17 protein-coding genes are annotated in these 17,829 nt (G+C 71.5%); 8 read left to right on the top strand and 9 right to left on the bottom strand.

Translation table 11 applies throughout. The features are described from left to right. Positions 1-51: 51 nt before the first annotated feature. Positions 52-2,643: an ATP-dependent chaperone ClpB gene (clpB, locus tag ACZYRU_RS03355; RefSeq protein WP_488955661.1), complete on the bottom strand. Its 2,592-nt coding sequence runs from the start codon at positions 2,641-2,643 to the stop codon at positions 52-54. A gap of 314 nt (positions 2,644-2,957) precedes the next feature. Here clpB and ACZYRU_RS03350 point away from each other — a divergent pair, with 314 nt between their 5' ends. Together ACZYRU_RS03350 and ACZYRU_RS03345 are read left to right on the top strand one after the other, a co-directional pair. Beyond that, the gene (locus tag ACZYRU_RS03350; protein ID WP_488955660.1) at positions 2,958-4,349 is read left to right on the top strand and encodes a hypothetical protein; all 1,392 of its coding nucleotides are present in this window, start codon (positions 2,958-2,960) and stop codon (positions 4,347-4,349) included. A 246-nt stretch (positions 4,350-4,595) separates the two neighbouring features. After that, positions 4,596-6,083 carry a helix-turn-helix domain-containing protein gene (locus ACZYRU_RS03345; protein WP_488955659.1) on the top strand — a complete coding sequence of 496 codons (1,488 nt, stop codon included), beginning with the start codon at positions 4,596-4,598 and terminating at the stop codon, positions 6,081-6,083. Between the two features lie 249 nt (positions 6,084-6,332). On the opposite strand, the gene ACZYRU_RS03340 is transcribed toward ACZYRU_RS03345, so the two are convergent. From ACZYRU_RS03340 to lepB, 5 genes are all read right to left on the bottom strand, one after another. Further along, entirely contained in the window at positions 6,333-7,250 is a 918-nt protein-coding gene (locus ACZYRU_RS03340; protein ID WP_488955658.1) for an Abi-alpha family protein, read from the bottom strand. Between the two features lie 13 nt (positions 7,251-7,263). Beyond that, complete coding sequence (locus tag ACZYRU_RS03335; protein WP_488955657.1) at positions 7,264-8,598, bottom strand: hypothetical protein; 1,335 nt, start codon at positions 8,596-8,598, stop codon at positions 7,264-7,266. Positions 8,599-8,700: 102 nt separating this feature from the next. Continuing rightward, positions 8,701-9,213 (bottom strand): Abi-alpha family protein, encoded by a 513-nt coding sequence (locus ACZYRU_RS03330; protein WP_488955656.1) that lies wholly within the window; start codon positions 9,211-9,213, stop codon positions 8,701-8,703. Beyond that, positions 9,210-10,496 carry a hypothetical protein gene (locus ACZYRU_RS03325; protein WP_488955655.1) on the bottom strand — a complete coding sequence of 429 codons (1,287 nt, stop codon included), beginning with the start codon at positions 10,494-10,496 and terminating at the stop codon, positions 9,210-9,212. The genes ACZYRU_RS03330 and ACZYRU_RS03325 overlap by 4 nt, the downstream gene beginning before the upstream one ends. Positions 10,497-10,638: 142 nt before the next feature. After that, positions 10,639-11,271, bottom strand: a complete 633-nt coding sequence (lepB, locus tag ACZYRU_RS03320; RefSeq protein WP_488955654.1) for a signal peptidase I — start codon at positions 11,269-11,271, stop codon at positions 10,639-10,641. A gap of 264 nt (positions 11,272-11,535) precedes the next feature. Here lepB and ACZYRU_RS03315 point away from each other — a divergent pair, with 264 nt between their 5' ends. The 6 genes from ACZYRU_RS03315 to ACZYRU_RS03290 all read left to right on the top strand — a co-directional run bounded on the left by ACZYRU_RS03315 (position 11,536) and on the right by ACZYRU_RS03290 (position 15,795). After that, entirely contained in the window at positions 11,536-12,126 is a 591-nt protein-coding gene (locus ACZYRU_RS03315; RefSeq protein ID WP_488955653.1) for a DUF6230 family protein, read from the top strand. Positions 12,127-12,409: 283 nt separating this feature from the next. Further along, positions 12,410-12,871: a DUF6114 domain-containing protein gene (locus tag ACZYRU_RS03310; protein ID WP_488955652.1), complete on the top strand. Its 462-nt coding sequence runs from the start codon at positions 12,410-12,412 to the stop codon at positions 12,869-12,871. Then, positions 12,868-13,626: a DUF6230 family protein gene (locus tag ACZYRU_RS03305; protein ID WP_488955651.1), complete on the top strand. Its 759-nt coding sequence runs from the start codon at positions 12,868-12,870 to the stop codon at positions 13,624-13,626. The genes ACZYRU_RS03310 and ACZYRU_RS03305 overlap by 4 nt, the downstream gene beginning before the upstream one ends. Beyond that, positions 13,626-14,045, top strand: coding sequence for a DUF6114 domain-containing protein (locus tag ACZYRU_RS03300; protein ID WP_488955650.1), 420 nt, complete (start codon positions 13,626-13,628; stop codon positions 14,043-14,045). Before ACZYRU_RS03305 ends, ACZYRU_RS03300 begins: the two co-directional genes overlap by 1 nt. Next, on the top strand, positions 14,042-14,977 hold the full coding sequence (locus tag ACZYRU_RS03295) for a hypothetical protein (RefSeq protein WP_488955649.1): 936 nt from the start codon (positions 14,042-14,044) through the stop codon (positions 14,975-14,977). Before ACZYRU_RS03300 ends, ACZYRU_RS03295 begins: the two co-directional genes overlap by 4 nt. Then, positions 14,977-15,795 (top strand): DUF6230 family protein, encoded by an 819-nt coding sequence (locus ACZYRU_RS03290; RefSeq protein WP_488955648.1) that lies wholly within the window; start codon positions 14,977-14,979, stop codon positions 15,793-15,795. The genes ACZYRU_RS03295 and ACZYRU_RS03290 overlap by 1 nt, the downstream gene beginning before the upstream one ends. A 212-nt stretch (positions 15,796-16,007) precedes the next feature. On the opposite strand, the gene ACZYRU_RS03285 is transcribed toward ACZYRU_RS03290, so the two are convergent. The 3 genes from ACZYRU_RS03285 to grpE all read right to left on the bottom strand — a co-directional run. Then, a complete protein-coding gene (locus tag ACZYRU_RS03285) occupies positions 16,008-16,439 on the bottom strand; it encodes a heat shock protein transcriptional repressor HspR (RefSeq protein WP_488955647.1) in 432 nt (143 codons plus the stop codon). Then, positions 16,439-17,635, bottom strand: coding sequence for a molecular chaperone DnaJ (dnaJ, locus tag ACZYRU_RS03280; protein ID WP_488955646.1), 1,197 nt, complete (start codon positions 17,633-17,635; stop codon positions 16,439-16,441). Before dnaJ ends, ACZYRU_RS03285 begins: the two co-directional genes overlap by 1 nt. A gap of 36 nt (positions 17,636-17,671) precedes the next feature. Then, positions 17,672-17,829 (bottom strand): nucleotide exchange factor GrpE (gene grpE / locus ACZYRU_RS03275; RefSeq protein WP_488956240.1); only part of this gene is annotated, 158 nt, incomplete at its 5' end.

Genomic DNA, 17,829 nt, shown 5'->3' with positions numbered 1-17,829 from the left:
GGATACCCGCTGAAGCGGGTATCCCGACACACCCTTCACGACTGACCGAGCTCAGCCAGCAAGCACCAACCCGTCCTCACCCCGGTCGACCGTGACCGAGCCACCGTCGGTGACCTCGCCACCGATGAGCAGCCGGGCGAGCGGGTCGCCGATGGCGGTCTGGATCAGGCGGCGCAGCGGACGGGCGCCGTACGCCGGGTCGTAGCCGGTCTCGGCCAGCCAGGCACGCGCCTCGGGCGTGACCGACAGCGTGATCCGGCGGGCGGAGAGCCGCCCCTCCAGCGAGCGCAGCAGCAGCTCCACGATCTCGGCGAGATCCTCGCGGGACAGCGCGTCGAAGGTGACGATCTCGTCGAGCCGGTTGAGGAACTCCGGCTTGAACGAGGCCCGCACCACGCCCATCACCGCGTCCCGCTGGGCCTCCGGCGACAGCGAGGTGTCGACCAGGAACTGCGAGCCCAGGTTGGAGGTGAGGATCAGGATCGTGTTGCGGAAGTCGACCGTGCGGCCCTGACCGTCGGTCAGGCGACCGTCGTCGAGCACCTGCAGCAGGATGTCGAAGACCTCGGGGTGGGCCTTCTCGACCTCGTCGAGGAGGACGACGGAGTACGGACGCCGGCGCACCGCCTCGGTGAGCTGGCCGCCCTCGTCGTAGCCGACGTAGCCCGGAGGGGCACCGACCAGGCGCGCGACGGAGTGCTTCTCCGCGTACTCGCTCATGTCGATGCGCACGATCGCCCGGTCGTCGTCGAACAGGAAGTCCGCGAGCGACTTGGCGAGCTCGGTCTTGCCGACACCAGTGGGTCCGAGGAACAGGAACGAGCCAGTGGGCCGGTTGGGATCCGAGATCCCGGCCCGCGCCCGGCGTACGGCGTCGCTGACGGCACGCACTGCGTCGGCCTGGCCGATCAGGCGGGCGCCGATCACCTGCTCCATGTCGAGCAGCTTGGCGGTCTCGCCCTGCAGCAGGCGTCCGGTGGGGATGCCGGTCCAGGCCTCCACGACCTCGGCGACCTGGGTCGCGCCGACCTCCTCGCCCACGAGCTTCTCGCTGGCGTCGAGCGTGTCCTCGGCCGCCTCGACCGCCTTGATCTGCTGCTCCAGCGCGGGGATCTGGCCGTAGAGGATCGCGCTGGCACCACCCAGGTCGCCCTCGCGCTGCAGCCGCTCGGCCTCGCTGCGCAGCTGGTCGAGCTGCCGGCGCAGCGCGCCCTCGCCCTCGAGCTCGGACTTCTCCCGCTCCCAGCGGGCCTCGAGCCCGCGCAGCTCCTCCTCCTTGTCGGCGAGGTCGGCGCGAAGCACCTCGAGCCGCTCGCGCGAGGCGTCGTCGGACTCCTTGGCGAGCGCGAACTCCTCCATCTTGAGCCGGTCGACCTGGCGGCGGAGCTGGTCGATCTCCTCCGGGGAGGACTCGATCTCCATCCGCAGCCGGGACGCGGCCTCGTCGACGAGGTCGATCGCCTTGTCGGGGAGCTGGCGGCCGGAGATGTAGCGGTCGGACAGGGTCGCGGCGGCGACCAGCGCGGCGTCGGTGATCCGGACGCCGTGGTGGGCCTCGTACTTCTCCTGGATGCCGCGCAGGATCTGGATGGTGTCCTCGACGGAGGGCTCACCGACGAAGACCTGCTGGAACCGGCGCTCCAGCGCCGGGTCCTTCTCGATCGACTCGCGGTACTCGTCGAGCGTGGTGGCGCCGATCATGTGCAGCTCGCCACGGGCCAGCATCGGCTTGAGCATGTTGCCGGCGTCCATCTGGCTGTCGCCGCCGGCGCCCGCGCCGACGACGGTGTGCAGCTCGTCGATGAAGGTGATGACCTGGCCCTCGGACTGCCTGATCTCGTCGAGGACCGCCTTGAGCCGCTCCTCGAACTCGCCGCGGTACTTCGCGCCCGCGACCATGCCCATCAGGTCCAGCGAGAGCACCCGCTTGCCCTTGAGGGAGTCGGGGACGTCGCCCGCGACCACGCGCTGGGCGAGGCCCTCGACGACGGCGGTCTTGCCGACGCCGGGCTCACCGATGAGCACGGGGTTGTTCTTGGTACGTCGGCTCAGCACCTGCACCACGCGCCGGATCTCCTGGTCCCGGCCGATGACCGGGTCCAGCTTGCCCTCCTCGGCGGCGGCGGTGAGGTCCACGGAGTACTTCTCCAGCGCCTCGTAGGTCGCCTCGGCGTCCTGCGACGTCACGCGGCGGTTGCCGCGGACGGCGGTCAGCGACTCGCGCAGCGCGTCGGCGGTCAGGCCCGCGTCGCCCAGCACCTGCTGGGCCGAGGACTCGACGGTGGCGAGCGCGATGAGCAGGTGCTCGGTCGCGACGTACTCGTCCTTCATCGACCGGGCCAGGTCCAGCGCGGATGCCAGGACCCGGGTCAGCGCGGCCGATCCGGCCGGCTGCTGGACGGTGGCCCCGCTGGCCCGCGGCAGCCCGTCGCGAGCCGCGGAGGCGGCGTGGACCAGCGCCGACACGTCGACGCCCGCCTTGGCGACGAGGTGGGCAGCGGTCCCGTCCTCCTGCAGCAGCAGGGCGACGAGCAGGTGGATCGGCTCGACGCTGGTGTTGCCCGCCGTGGTCGCGGCGAGCTGGGCGGCCTCGATCGCCTCGCGGCTGCGCGTGGTGAACTTGTCGGCCCCGAATTGGCTCATGCAGTGCTCCTCGAGAGTGGTCTGGGTTCATCTTGGCCGGAATGCTCCGGCCGGTCATCAGGTCAAACGTCCCGAAAGTTGAGTCTGTTCCACTCAACTTTGCAATCGATCGGGTGTCCCCCGTCACACGAGGTCCGTTTGCCCAGCGCCCGACGTGGTAGGCGGGAGGTGTCCCCCTGACATCTCTGGCGCCCGGCCAGGCCGTGCGCCATCTCGGAAAGCAAGGTCCCGTCGTGGTCGATTCAGCAGTGCTCGCCAGATTTCCCGGCCTCCATGCCCGTCTGGGCGAATACAAACGCGCAGCCATCGACGCCATGATGAAGGCGGGCGGCTGGACGGTCGAGGAGACGCAGTACACCCAGAACTCCACGACGTCCTACTACTGGGCCGACCGGCCGGGCCCCGACGGCGAGGGCGGCGGCAAGGGCGGGTGGTCCAACGACCTCCCCCAGACCGGCGAGGACGACTACACCGCGTCGTTCGACGCCGTGCGGGCCCGCTGCGACGAGATCTGGGACCGCTGGCTGTCGTCCAACACCGACCAGGCGAACGCGACGCAGGCCGTCAACGCGCTGGCCGAGGCGCACGCGATCATCGCGGCCAAGGGAACGGTCGTCGACGGGAACTCGGAGGGCACCGGCACGATCAACGTCGAGTTCGAGGACCTCGAGGCCATCGTCAGCGAGCACCACGTGTCGGGCGGACTCTTCGACGCGTTCCGCAAGGACTTCCTGTTCAAGCTCGACGACGTCACCGGCAACATCGACGCACTGCTGATCAAGGTGGGCGGGTCGGCCTGCGCGGAGGTCGCCGTGTGGGCCGAGCAGAAGTGCACCGCCGTGCTGCTCTTCGAGAACAGCCTCGCCAAGCTGAACGCCGCCCGGACGGCCAGCAGCGCGAGCTGGGAGACCTTCTTCAAGATCGCCGGCTGGGCGGTCGCCGGAGGATCGGCGTTCATCAGTGGCGGGGCGAGTGCCGCCCTCGGGCTCGCGTCCGTCGCCGTCAGCATCGGTGCGGAGGTCACGAAGACTCCGGTCCCCGAGCCCAAGACCGAGTACGAGTCGATCATGAGCACCGTCGAGAAGGGCAAGGCGGACCTGGTGAGCGCCATCGACACCGAGCTCGCTGCGATTCGCGACGACTGCACAGCCGTCGCGGACATCGGCTCGACGGGCCCGAACACGAAGGCCAAGTACCAGATCGACGACCCGGCGACGAAGGAGCACGAGGGCGAGCTGTCCATCACCGACGGTTCCCAGCTCAGCGCGGGCATCTCGTTCGACCTCACCAAGGTCAGCCGCATCTGGACCAGCGTCCTGCCGAACGTCGCATCCAGCCTCGGCAAGGCCAACGCCCAGCTCGCGAAGGCCGAGTACCCCCACGACGGCTTCGTGTGCCTCGGACTCCCCACGAGCGGCGACTTCGGCGCACTCGCCGCCTACGACAGCTCCCTCCAGCTCCTCATCGAGCTGGTCGGACTCCTCAAGCAGGACGTCACCAACGCTGCCGACAACCTGGAGCTCGGCGTACGGGACCTGAACAACCAGGACGCCGCCTCCCAGTCGGCGCTCGACGGCCTGCAGAAGACGATCAAGGACCAGGACGAGTACACGCCCTGGGACACGACGGACGGCCACCACCACCAGCCCGGCGACGAGGTGCACCACCCGCCGCCGCCCCACCGCGGGGGCCGCTACATCGAGTGAGCGCAACGTGGCGGGTGGACTGGTCTCGGGCTCATCCACCCGCCACGAGTCACGGCGGGTCGTCGCGGTCGGCCCGGGCCGTCCTCCTGGTCCCCGGAGCAGGAACGCGACCCCACATCGCGCTGGCCACTGGGCCGACCGCGCCACGTACAACGTGGCACGGCTGGTGTCCTCGAAAGCGATTGTTTCGGTCCCGACTCGTCGTGAAACGCAGCAGAAGGACGGCGGCGCAGGCACGATGTCGAGGTGGCTCGGCACACCGATGAGATCGACGACCCCTCCCCGCTGGCCGGGGCGCGGATCGACGTCGCCGCGCGGATCGGCTGGTTGCTGCGGGCCAGCCGGGTCTCCGCCGGGGTGCCACTGCGGGAGTTCGCGGCGCGCAGCGGCGGCGGCCTCTCCCCCGCCACGTTGTCCCGGGTCGAGACCACGGGGCGGCGCAGCGGCTCGGTGGCGGCGGCCTACGAGCGGGCCCTCGGGCTGCCCCACGGGCACCTGCGCGCGCCGATCGACGTGCTGTGCCGGACCTTCGCCTACGCCCCCGTGGACACCGACCCCTGGATCCCCGAGCCCACGCTGGCGGGGTTCACGAAGGCGGTCGACACCGTGCAGTCCCCCGACCCGAACGCGCAGGACTGGCTGCGCTTCGCCGAGTACCACGTGCTCACGTCGTTCGGGATGCCGGCGCACACGATCCGGCCGCTCGTCGTACGCCTCACCGACGAGGTGGGTCGCGCCGCGGGCCTGGCCTACCAGCTGCGCTACGAGGCGTTGAGCAAGCTGCGCTGCAGCCCGTACGCCAACGTCGTCGGCCAGGCGATCCGCGAGGCGGTCGACCTGCCGGGCATGCAGCGCCCCGCCGACCTGCTCAGCGCGATCACCGAGCTCCCCACCCCCGACCTGGTCACCTGGTGCGGCGAGCTGCTCTCCGACGAGTCGTGGCTGATCGCGCGGGCCGGGTGCCTCGGCATCCAGAACATGCGCAGCGTCGGCGGTCTGCGCCGCTCGGACTGGCTCCCCCTGGTCCCGGTGTACGCGGCCGCGTGCGACGCCGCCGTCGGCGACCCGCTGCGCCAGCCCATCCTCAGCGCGACCCTGGCCGGCTGCCCTCCGGAGTTCCGCGCGGCTGTCCGCAGCACGCTCACCGAACCGCTCGTCGAGCCGCGCCGCGCCGCCGCCTGGACCCGGACCCGCCGCAACCACCACTACACGTACGCCGCCGCGCTGGCCGCCGAGGTCGCCGACGGCCATGCGGGCGAGGCGATGCTGGCCCGGCTGCTGTTCGAGGTGCTCTACGACTTCCGGGCGACGCACGTGACGACGTCGTCCTTCCTCCTCGTCGCCTCGCCCTACGCCGACCGCGTCCGCGAGGCGATCTGCCGCTCCGCACTGGAGGGACCCGACGAGACCACCCGCCACGGCGCGGCCTTCGCCTTCGCCAACCTGATGATCCCGTTCGACTCTGCCGATCCGGCGCCGTGGCTGGCCTCCGACGACCCGGTCCTGCGCGGCGCCGGCCTCAGCATCTGCGGCTTCGCCGGCGTCCCGCTGGAGCGCGAGCTGCTGCACGGGCTGGTCCGGCGCCCGGACCAGGTGGGCTACGAGGCGATGTTCGCGGCCGGGATGTCCCAGCAGCCCGAGCTGGCCGAGCTCGCCAACGACCCGACGCTCCCGGCCCCGGTCCGCGCGGCCGCGTCGTGGTGGCAGAAGGCGGGCGGCCGGATCATCCGCTGACCGGGACCGGGGTCGGCAGCCGAGCCTGATTCCACCGGTTCGGCCAAGCGGTTAGCCGTGCGGGCGCCGCAGGTGCCGGACGGCCCACCCCTCCGCGGCGAAGTCGGGGTGCCGTCGGCGCGGGGGCGGCGTGCCCTTTGCGGACGGCGGTGGCGCCGACGGCGGGGCCCTCGCTCCGAGCCGCGGAGGGGTGGGACGGGAGGCGCCGGAGGCGCCCGCACGGCCGACCCCACTCCCGAGCCGGTGGACTCAGGCCCCGTCGATCTCCGGCGGCGCCTCGTGCTCGGGCAGGTCCGCGCTGGAGGCGACGTCCGCGTCGACCAGCGCCAGCTTGCAGAACTCCTCACCGAACGGGGTGAGGTGGATGCTGCGCCGCACGACCTTGGCGAACTTCACCGAGTGCAGCGCGGCGAGCACGTCGGGCTGCGCCTCGAGCACCTGGTACTCCATGTGGTCGTGGACGGGCTCCCGCGAGAACCAGACCAGGCCCAGGCGGAACAGGTTGTTGAGGTACGACGGCACCTGCTCGAGGTAGCGCAGGCCGGCGCGCGGTCCGACCATGTTGAGGCCCGGGGCGACCAGCTGGCTGCTGACCATGCCGATCGGCCCGCCGGTGCGGACGTCGACCGAGGGCTGCGGCCCCTTGCTCAGCAGCATGACCAGGATCCGGGCCTCGTCGGGCGCGAGCTCGTCGAGGATGCGGTCGAACGCCGGGTGCCGGTCGTCGGTGCTCCACACGTCGCGGGAGCGCTCGAGCAGGTCCTTGCCGCGGTCGCGCAGGGACTGCGGGCGCGACGCGATCACCTGGCCGTCGACGAACGGCGTCGCGACCACCTCACGAGGGCGGTCGGAGCTGCCGCCCAGCGACTCGCCCGCGCGCATCAGGGCGGTGGCGACGGGCACTCCGCCGGACACCTGCTTGGCGACCTCGCCGAGCGCGCCGACGTACGAACCGACGTCGCGGATCAGCGACGCCGCCTCGTCCTTGCTGGTGACCGCGCGGCCGACCCGCATCCAGTTGCGGGTGGTGGTGCGCAGGCCCCAACCGGCGGTGTGCAGCGCGGCCGACCCGGCGACGCGGGCCAGGCCCGGCAGCGACTCCGCCACCGCGGGCCCGGTCAGCGCGGGCAGGCGCGGCAGGCCGTCCTGGTCGAGTTCGTCAGTCATCTCAGCCTTCCGGTCATGCAGGGGGGAAGCCGGGGATCCAGCCCCAATTGAAGATCCCGAGGTGGATGAACCCGCCGGCGGCACCCATGATCGCGCCGTGGGCGTAGAGCATCCACTCGTCCTCCTTGATCGCCGAGCGCATCATCTCGACGAAGTCCTTGGGCGGCAGCTCCTTGGTACGCCGGGCGATGAGCACCTGGATCTTCTCCGACTGCTGCTTGCTGAAGCCGGGGTCCCGGAACGGCGTGATGGTGCGGCCGACCGCCTCCTGGGCGAAGGAGTCCTTGATGCTGTCGTAGCGCCGGCCGCCCATCGCGACGTTGACCGCGCCGCGCAGCGGGCCGGCGGCCTTGTCGATCGCGGGACGCATGGCGGTGGCGATCATCTGGCGGGTGCGGTCGCCGCGCGGGCCGTCCATGAGGAAGTCGCCGATCCGCTCAAGCGTGATCACGTCGTCGGCGATGATCCGGGCGTACACCTCGGCGCACTCGTCCTGGCGGCGCAGGAAGAGGCCCTGGACCTTGATGCCGAGGATCCGCTTCTCCTCCGGCGGGTCGAAGATCAGCCACATGCCGAGCAGGTTCGTCGTCCAGCCGACGAAGATCCCGAGCAGCGGCAGCAGCCACCAGATGTGCCAGGTCTGGTCGATGATCGCGACCGGTACGCCGAGCAGGAAGCCGAAGATGAAGCCGAAGGCGACCATCAGGTTGAGCTCGCGCTGACCGACGTCCTTGAAGACCTTGACCACCAGCTCGGGGTTCTTCCGGAAGTGGTCGATGACCATGATCTTCGGGTCGAGCAGCTGGTTGATGTGGACGCCGATCTCGTCGGTGATCGTCTTGACGACCCCGGGCAGCTGGGCCTGGACGCGGTCGATGACGGCCTGGCGCACCGGGCGCGGCAGGTCGCGCCACAGCCGCGGGTGCTCGCGCATCATGACCTCGTCGACGAGGTCAGGGAGGTCGGGACGGAAGACCGCGACGATGTGCTCGGCGATCTGGTCGGGCTCGAGCTGGGCGTAGAACTCGGCGGGGGTGCCGAGCTTGGCGATCACCTTGTCGACGGCGATGCTGCCCATCTTGGCGGCGCGGGCGGGGACGATGCCCTGCCAGCCGAAGCCGCCGTCCATCCAGCCGGGGACCTCCTGCAGCTTGCGCGGCAGGATCCCGGCCACCTCCTTGAGCCCGGGGACCCGGAAGCCGTAGAAGTTGATCGGCTTGAACAGCATCCACAGGCCGGACCAGTTGATCAGCCAGCCGATGATGCCCGTGAAGAACGGGATCGACACGAAGGCGAACCAGTCGACGTGGTCGGCCCAGTCCCTGAGCCAGTCCAGCACTGCGTCCACGCGTACCTCTCGTCCTTGTCGTTCCCGGCCGTGCCCCCATGCACCGGCGATGGACCCGACGGGTGGAGGTTAACGCCTGTTGTGGTAACCGGCACAGGGATCTCAGGTCACGGTGTCACAGGAACTGCCCGCGTCCGCCGCGAGGCAGGCGAGCACGAAGGCGCGGCCGAACGGGGTCAGCTCCAGGCGCCGTCGTACGACGTGCGCCCGGCGCGCGGCGCGGACGGCGGCGAGCACGGCGGGCTGGGCCTCGACCACCTGGTAGCGGGCCAGGTCGGCGACCGGCTCGTCCGTGTCGGCGACCAGCCCGAGCCGGCGCAGGTTGGTCAGGTGCAGCGGGAGGCGCTCCGGGCGTCGTACGCCGGCGCGGGCACCGACCATGGTCAGACCACGGGCCAGCACCGCCGGCGCGAGCCGGCCGGCGAGGCCGCCGACGTGGACGTCGACGGTGGGCTCGGGCCCGGAGGCGTGCAGGAACCACAGCAGCCGGGCCTCGTCGGGCGCGAGCTGGTCGAGGACCCGCGCGAAGGCGGGGTGCTCGTCCGGGAGGGCGGCGACGTCGCGGGAGCGGGCGAGCAGGGGACGGCCGCGGGCGGCCAGGCGGTCGTGGCTCACCCGCCGGCCCCGAACAGCCACAGGTGCAGGAAGCCGCCGGCGGCGCCCATGATCGCGCCGTGGGCGTAGAGCAGCCACTCGTCCTCCTTGATGGCGGCGCGCATCATCTCCACGAAGTCCCGCGGCGGCAGCTCGCGACAGCGGTCGGCGACGAGCGTGCGGATCCGCACCGACTGCCGGGCACTGAAGTCGGCGTCGCGCAGCGGGACCAGGGTGAGGTCGGCGGCCTCCAGCGCCACGGTGCGGCGGAGCGTGTCGAAGCGGCGCGGCCCGACCGCGGCGCGCACGGCGGGCGCGAACGGCCCGAGGGCCAGGTCGATGGCCGGGTGCAGCGCGTCGGCGATGACCTGGCGGGTCCGGTCACCGGCAGGGCCGTCGAGCAGGTGGGCACCGATCCGCTCGAGGGTGATGACGTCGGCGGCGATGTGCCGCGCGTACACGTCAGCGGCCTCCCACTGGCGACGCGCGAACAGGCCCTGGACGCGGAACGGCCCGAACCTGCGGGCCTCCGGCGGCTCGAAGATCAGCCACATCCCGAGCAGGTTGGTTGCCCAGCCGACCGCGACGCCGAGGACCGGCAGCAGCCACGCCTGGTGCACCAAGTGGTCGAGGACGGCGACCGGGATGCCCAGCAGGAAGCCGAACACGAAGCCGAAGACCACCATCATCCGCAGCTCGCGGGCCCCGAAGTCACGGAAGATCCGGACCACGACCTCCGGGTGCCGCTCGAAGTGCTCGATCACCATCACCTTCGGGTCGAGCAGCTGGTCGATGTGCTCGCCGATCTCGCCGGTGACCCGGCCGACCACCTCCGGCAGCTGGGCCTGCACCCGGTCGATCACGCCGGCGCGGATCGCGCGCGGCAGGTTGGCCCACAGCTGCGGGTGCTCGCGCCACATGATCTCGTCGACGAGGAGCGGGACCTCCTCGCGGAAGGTCTCGACGATGTGCACGGCGATCGCGTCCGGCTCCAGCTGCTCGTAGAAGTCGCGGGGCGTGCCGATCCGGGAGATCGCCTTGTCGACGGCGATGCTGCCCATCTTCGCGGCCCGGGCGGGCACGATGCCCTGCCAGCCGAGGCCGCCGCGCAGGATGCCCGGCACCTCCTGGAGCCGCCGCGGCAGGGCGCCCGCTACGCGCGCCAGCCCCGGCACCCGGACGCCGTGGAAGTGGATCGGCGCGAACAGCATCCACAGGCCCGACCAGTTGATCAGCCAGCCGATGACCGCCGTGAACACGGGGATCGACCAGAAATCGATGCTGCCGAGATCGTCCAAGAACATGGGTGTCCTGCCTTCGTCCCACCCGTGCCGGCGTCCCATGTGCCGCCGTACGGGTCCCTCTCTCCCGGGCCGGGACACTAGACCACGACCACCGGCCTTGGCGAGGGTTCCTGCGACATTCAGTCACAGAAATTTCGGGGAGCTACTCCTCCGCGGGGACCAGCCGGGCCCGGTCGGGCAGCCGGCCGAGCTCGCCGAACGGCTGCAGCCGGAACACGATCCGCGCCTTCACCTGGCCCTCCCGCACGAAGCCGAAGGTGCGCGAGTCGTCGGAGCCGCCCCAGTTGTCGCCGACCACCCAGTACGACCCGTCGGGCACGGTCACCCAGGCCGGCCCCCGGCCGGCGGGCAGCGACGTACCGGCGTCGGTGCAGCAGGCCGCGACCTTCGCGCCGACGCGTCCGGCCCAGGTCGGGTTGTCGACGGCGTACGTCGCGTCGCCGCCCCGGGGTCGCACGAGGACGACCGGCGGATCCTGTTCGGCGCGGACCTTGATCCGGTCGCCCGGCATGCCGATCACCCGCTTCACGACAGGGATCTCGCGATCCCCGAGCGTGCTCTCAATGATGTCGAAGCGGTGGATCTCACCCTTCCCGAACGGGTCGACCAGCAGCCGGTCGCCGGTCGAGAGGGTCGGCTCCATGCTGCTGCCGGACACCTTCACCGAGAACGCGAGGGCCGCGATGACGACCAGCATCACGGCGAAGAAGACGACCAGTGCGGCGATGCCGAGGACGGTGCGCAGCCAGGGTCGCGAGTCGGCACGGTGGGTCACGGCGCGCAACCGTACGTCATCCCCGGCTCATCGGCACCGGGCGAGGAGATCCGAGCAGAAGGTCGGCAAAGGCTGGAAAAGAAATCTGTTACTGGGTGTCGCGCACAACCGGAGATGTGTGTCACACTCCGTCACGCTTGGCCGAACTGAGGTGGGCTCGGGACCCTCTCAGTTGAAGGCATGGGGATGCGGCCAGCGTTCCACCGTCGGTTCGGGAGGGATCGGCGGGTGCCTTTGGGAGGAAAGTTGAAGAAGGTCGAAGGAATGGGCCGTACCCGTCTGGGTCGGTTCGCAGCCGTCACGGTTCCGGCGACCCTGCTCACCGCAGGGCTCGGCGTCGCGATGCTGCAGGGAATGGTCGGCGCCGTGCTGTCGTCGGCCGACGGTTTCACGCTCAACAGTGACCGGATCACCAGCGACGGACTCAAAGCGCGCACCGGCGCGGCCAACGTCGCCGGTGGCAACCAGGCCACGATCTACGCGGAGACCGGTGCGAACACCAACGCGAGCGGCATCCAGGTCGTCACTCCCGACGTGACGATCCCGCTGCTCGGCACCAAGGCCCACCTCGAGGTGGCCTCGACGGACACGACGATCGCGCTGGGATCGGTCGGGCTGAACGCCAAGACCCTGACCACGCCGAACGGCGCCACGCTCGGCACCACCACCATCGGTGTCGCGCAGTCCGAGGCGGGCTTCGCCAACACCGCGGCAGACAGCGGGTACGTCGCCGACGGCTTCGCGCTGACGAGTTCCTCGGCGGACCTGCCGAACGTCAACGCCAAGGCCTACGCGATCACGCTGCAGAGCCTCGCGCTCGACAACCTGTCGCTCTCGGTCGCGCTCGGCAACTGATCCGCGCCTGACCTCCGACGGCCGGCTGGGCCCGGTCGCCGTCGACTCAGCACATCGCCTCGTGGGGCGCGCGGCCGCGCGCCCCGCGGGGCACCCCCTCGTCTCGTTGGGAACGCGGTGGTCCTCTCCGACGGCTCGCCGTGTGTCCCGCGCCCGCGCACGCACGTGGCGGCGTTGGCGTCGCTCGTTGGACGCCCAGGTACGACTTCGCTCCGCCGCCTTGCCATGCACGCACCCGGAGCGCGGGCCACCCCCGACGATCCATCAGAGAGGACCACCTCGCATGACTGACATCGCCCTGCACAGCCCGACCCGCTCCACCGCACTGCGCCAGCGCTTCGCCCGCTTCCGCCGTACCCGCCCGTTCTGGGGCGCGCTCACCCTCGCGCTCGGCGCGTACTTCATCGCCCGGCCCCTGCTGGGCGGTGCCTTCGCCTTCTACACGACCGTCGGCATCCGCAGCATCACGCCACTGCTGCTGGCGGGCGGCATGGTCGCCGCGGCCGGCATCGCCCTGGTGCTGCCCGCGCAGCGCCACTTCCCCGCGCTGGTCGCGATGATGCTCGCCGTCGCCTCACTGCCGCTGGCCAACCTCGGCGGCTGGCTGATCGGCATGGTCCTCGGCATCACCGGCGCCGGGCTGGTCTTCGCCTGGACGCCGTTCTCGGAGAAGCAGCTGACCCGTTTCGCCGAGAAGGACGCCGCCCGCGCGGAGAAGCGCGCGGCGAAGCAGGCGGCCCGATGACCGACGCGGACGCCCGTCCCGGCACCCGTCTCGGCACCCGCCGGCGAGCGCTGGTGCCGCTCGCCGGCGGGCTGGTCGCGCTCGTGGCCATGTTCCAGCTGGTGAGCAGCAACGTGCTCGCGGTGAACTTCACGACCGCCAACCAGGAGTTCAAGCTCTACTCGAACTACCTCCAGGGCGCGCAGGCCGCCGGCTTCCTCGCGACCAACGACACCTCGTCCGGCCAGGACAACGGTGTCGCCGAGCTCGGCATCCGCTCGGCGAAGCTGGCCGGGCTGTGCGCGATCGCGTACGAGACGGTGCCGGTGGTGGGCGAGGTCTCGCTGATGATCCTCGCCGGCGTACCGGTGAAGAGCTCGTTCGCCAACGGCACCAACACCACCACCGACGGTGCCGGCAACGCGCTGACGTTCGACGCGAACGGCCTGCTGACCGGCGGCAACCACATCACCGCCAGCAACCTGTTCGTGAACTCCCGCTCGCTCAACGGCTTCGGCAACCTGATCAGCGGCATGAACCTCGGCCAGAGCGCCGACACCGTCGACGACACCGCCGGCATCGCCTGGCCCGCCGGGCAGACCCCGCCCGACGCCGGCGACTTCGGCCTCACCGTCGACCGGCTCAACGTCGGCGGCCTCGGCGGCGACACGTACGGCATCAACCTGCAGGGAGCGATCACCTTGCCGAACCTCAAGATCAAGGTCGTGCCCGGCCACAAGACGCAGGCCGACTGCCCGACCCAGGCGGCCGGCTGATGGCCGCGCAGGTACGACGCCGGCTCGGCGCCCTGCGGACGACGTTCCGCGGCTTCCGGCGTACCCGTCCCTTCTGGGGCGGGCTGTGGTGCATCCTCGCCGGGGCCTGGATCATCCGCGCGATGTTCTTCTCGTTCCTGCTCGCCGTCAGCGGCGGGTGGAGCTATTCGGCCGGCTACATCCTCGGCGGCGGGCTGGTCCTGTTCGGGCTGGTGGCGTGGTTCGCGCCGCACTACCGGGGACTCGTGGGGCTGCTGGCGGTGGGCCTGGCGCTGGCGGCGTTCGTGGCGGCGAACCTCGGCGGCTACCTCGTCGGCTCGGTGCTCGGGATCCTCGGCGGCTCGATGGTGTGGGCCTGGGGCGAGAAGGCTCCGCGGCGGGCGCGTGGCGGCCGTCGCCGGGCCGTCCCTGCCTCGTGAGGCCGACTTCCGGAACGCCCTCGGTCGGGCGGCAGCGCTGGCTCGTGCTCGCGGCGGTGCTCGTGCTCGCGGGGGCCTGCGTGCTGCTCCCCCACACCGGCGACCGCGCGCTGGGGCAGGCGCAGAGCAGCGCCTACCAGCCGTTCGCGTGCGACCAGCCGGGCAGCAGCAACCCGCAGCAGCGCCGCCAGGACGTCCAGCTCGACAACGGCTCCGGCGACTTCAACGCGGCCGGACGGATGTACCCGTGCCTGGCCGGCGTGCGCTGGCACCTCCAGTCGGGCAACGTCGCCACGTCCAACCCCGACGCGGGGATCGGGCAGATCCGCACGGCGTACGGCCGGAAGTTCCCCAACACCGTCTACTACGCGGCGGCGGGCTCGCGCACGGACCTTTACCAGGTCGCGTTCAGCGGACTGCAGTTCTGCGTTGACGACAACACGCCCGTCGGCGCGTGCCCGGCGGGCGGCACCACCGACATCCAGCTGTACGCCGACAGCGGCGACGCGCCCGCGCCGAAGCCGGCTGCGCCGTACCGGCTGACGATCGACCCCGACCAGGCGATCACCATCGGCGGCACGGGCGTGTGGACCGAGGTGCTGGCGACCGCGAGCAGCTCGTTCACGGTGCCGGTCGCGCAGCTGCCGACGGCCACCCAGCTGGCGTGCGGCCTGGTCGGCGGCACGGCGCGCGGCGGCTTCCTCGGATTCGGCGGCACCTGCGAGCTGAGTGCCGAGGACTTCTCCGGCGGTCTGGCCCAGTGGCTCGGGGGCGGGTCGGACTACACGTTGCTCGGTGTGAACCTGGACTTCTACTACCTGGTCACGCACCGGCAGAACCCGAGCGACCCGTACACGCAGGTCCCGGTCGACGGGTCCGGCAACCCGCTCAACTCGATCCAGCTGCCGAACACGACGATCTCGGTGGGCTGATGGAGCAGCGGACCGGAACCCGGTGGGGCCGGGCGGCGGCGGTGGCGGGCGCATCGCTGGCGACGCTCGGCACCTTGGCGACGCTGACCTGGCAGCAGGCGCTCGGCTTCGACGCCACGGTCGTGATCCAGGGCGGCAACGCGACCTTCTCGTCGTCGCGGATCACCGCCGACGACGCGGCCTTCGGCATGGCGCCGGTGCGGCTGGGCAACGGCACCTGGAAGAACCTGCTGCGCGCGGGCTTCGCCAAGGCCGGCATGGACGGGCTGTGCGTCTCGAAGACCGAGTCGGTCGGACCGGTGAAGTACACGCTCAAGCTGACCTCGGGCGACGGCACCTCCGCGCTGGAGATCGGCGCCGCCGACGCCGGCTTCGACGTCACCACCCTGCGCGGCACCGGCATCAACCTGCAGGGCAGCACCCAGATCGGGCAGGCCACCACCGACCTGACCACGGCACCCGGCGCAGCGCCGTACGTCGCCAACCCGTTCGGCGTCCCGTCGACGTACGACGGCGGCTTCTTCGGTCCCGGCACCACCGGGCCGCAGGCCTACGGCGCCACCGGCAACGGCGGCCACGTCAACGGCCAGGGCTACACCGGCATCGACGCCACCCGCGGCGCCCTGACCGGCGTCTACGGGCAGCTGTGGCAGGCCCAGGTGAGCGGCAACATCACGCTGCCCAACCTGAAGATCCAGGTGCTGGCGTTCAAGGACGACACCGGCTTCAACGCCAACGGCACCCCGAACACCACCCCCGACGGCATCGATGACCGCTCCTGCTGGGCCGAGGCCCGCCAGGGCACCTTCCCGCGCTGACCCGGCAGAAACTGGCTCCTCAATCCCGCCGACCCGGCAGAAACTGGCTCGAAAAAGACGCCGACCCGGCAGAAAGTGCTCCGGGATCCACAGGTCCGGAGCCACTTTCTGCCGGATCGGCGCGTAACCCGTGCCACTTTCTGCCGGGTCGGCGGAAAACTCGAGCCAGTTTGTGCCGGGTCGGCGGAATGCAGGAGCCAGTTCGCGCCGGGTCAGGGGTTGCGGCGCCACACGACGACGGACTGCCCGACGGCGGAGGCCGGGAGCGCGGGCAGGTTGCTCCGGGGTACGACGGGCCGCACGGCCGCCGCCTGGCGCAACGCCTCGCGGGTCGCCTCGAGCTCGGCGGTCAGCTCGGCGTTGCGCGCCCGCAGGGCCGTGACGGCGTTCTCGAGGTCGAGGATCCGCTTGACTCCCTCGATGCCGATGCCGGACGCGGTGAGGTGCGCGATCTCGCGCAGCAGCTCGATGTCGCGGTAGGAGTACCGCCGACCGCCGCCCCCCGTGCGGCCGGGCGTGATCAGCCCGACGCGCTCGTAGGTCCGCAGCGTCTGCGGGTGCAGGCCGCTGAGCTGGGCCGCCACGCTGATGACGTAGACGGCCTCCTCCTCACCGGGAGGGCCCTGCGGCGGTCGGGCGGCCATCAGCTCGCGTCCTCGAACAGTCCCGACCGGAGCCGGGCGTCGGCCGTGGCGGCGGCGTACGCCTCCAGGGCCTCCTTGGCCTCGGCACCGAGGTTGCTCGGCACCTGGACCTCGACCGTGGCCAGCAGGTCGCCCCGCGAGCCGTCGGCCTTGGCGGCTCCCTTGCCGCGGACCCGGAAGGTCCGCCCGTTGGGGGTGCCGGCGGGGACCTTGAGGGTCACCGGGGCGCCGCCGAGCGTGGGGATCTTGATCTCCGCACCGAGGGCGAGCTCCGCGAACGACACGGGTACGTCGACCGTGAGGTGCTCCCCCTTGCGACCGAACACGCGGTGACCGGTGACCTTGACGGTGACGTAGAGGTCGCCGGCGGGGCCGCCGTTCTCGCCCGCGCCGCCCTTGCCGCGCAGCCGGATCCGCTGGCCGTCCTTGACCCCGGCGGGGATCTTGGCCTGGATGGTCCGGGTGGCCCGACCCTGGCCGGTGCCGTGGCAGGTGGGGCACGGGTCGTCGTAGACGAGCTGGCGTCCACCGCACGTCGGGCAGGTCTCGTTCATGGAGAACCCGCCGCCGACCGAGGCCGTGACGACACCGGCGCCGTCGCACGTCGGGCAGACGTGCGGCTGCGTGCCGGGCTTGCCGCCCGTGCCGTGGCAGGTGGCGCAGGCGCCGTCGGAGCTGACCCGCAGCGACACCGTGGCACCCTCGAGCGCCTCGGTGAAGCCGATGGTCGCGGTCGTCTCCAGGTCGGCGCCGCGGGTCGCCCGCGGAGCGCGGGCCCGGGCCCGGCCGCCCCCACCGAACAGGTCGCCGAACAGGTCGCCGAAGCCACCACCGCCGCCACCCGCACGGTCGCGGAGGAGGTCCTCCACGTTGACGCTGCCGCCGAAGCCACCGCCGAAGCCGCCAGCACCACCGCCGAAGCCGGCCCCGGCGGGGAACCCGCCACGGCTGAACATCTCGCGGGCCTGGTCGTACTTGGTGCGCTTGTCGGCGTCACCGATGACGTCGTACGCCTCGGCCACCGCCTTGAACTTGTCGTGCTTGGCGGTGTCGTCGGGGTGCGAGTCGGGGTGGTTGGCGCGCGCGAGCTTGCGGTAGGCCTTCTTGATCTCGTCCTGCGACGCGGTCTTCGCGACCCCGAGCTCCTTGTAGAAGTCCTTGGTCGCCCAGTCGGACCGGATCCCGTCGTCACTCATCGCGCACCTCCCTCCTCGTCGTGTCTGTCTCTGTCATCAAGCGGGGTCGACCACCAGCACCTGTGCTGCGCGGACCACCCGGTCACCGATCTTGTAGCCGGCCTTCGCGACCACCTTGCACGTCGTCACCTCGACCTCGGCGTCGGTGCCGATGTGCGAGAGCGCCTCGTGGACGGTCGGGTCGAACGCGTCGC

It is taken from the genome of Nocardioides sp. F233, from assembly GCF_057813895.1.
This window is presented reverse-complemented; position numbering and strand designations above follow the sequence as displayed.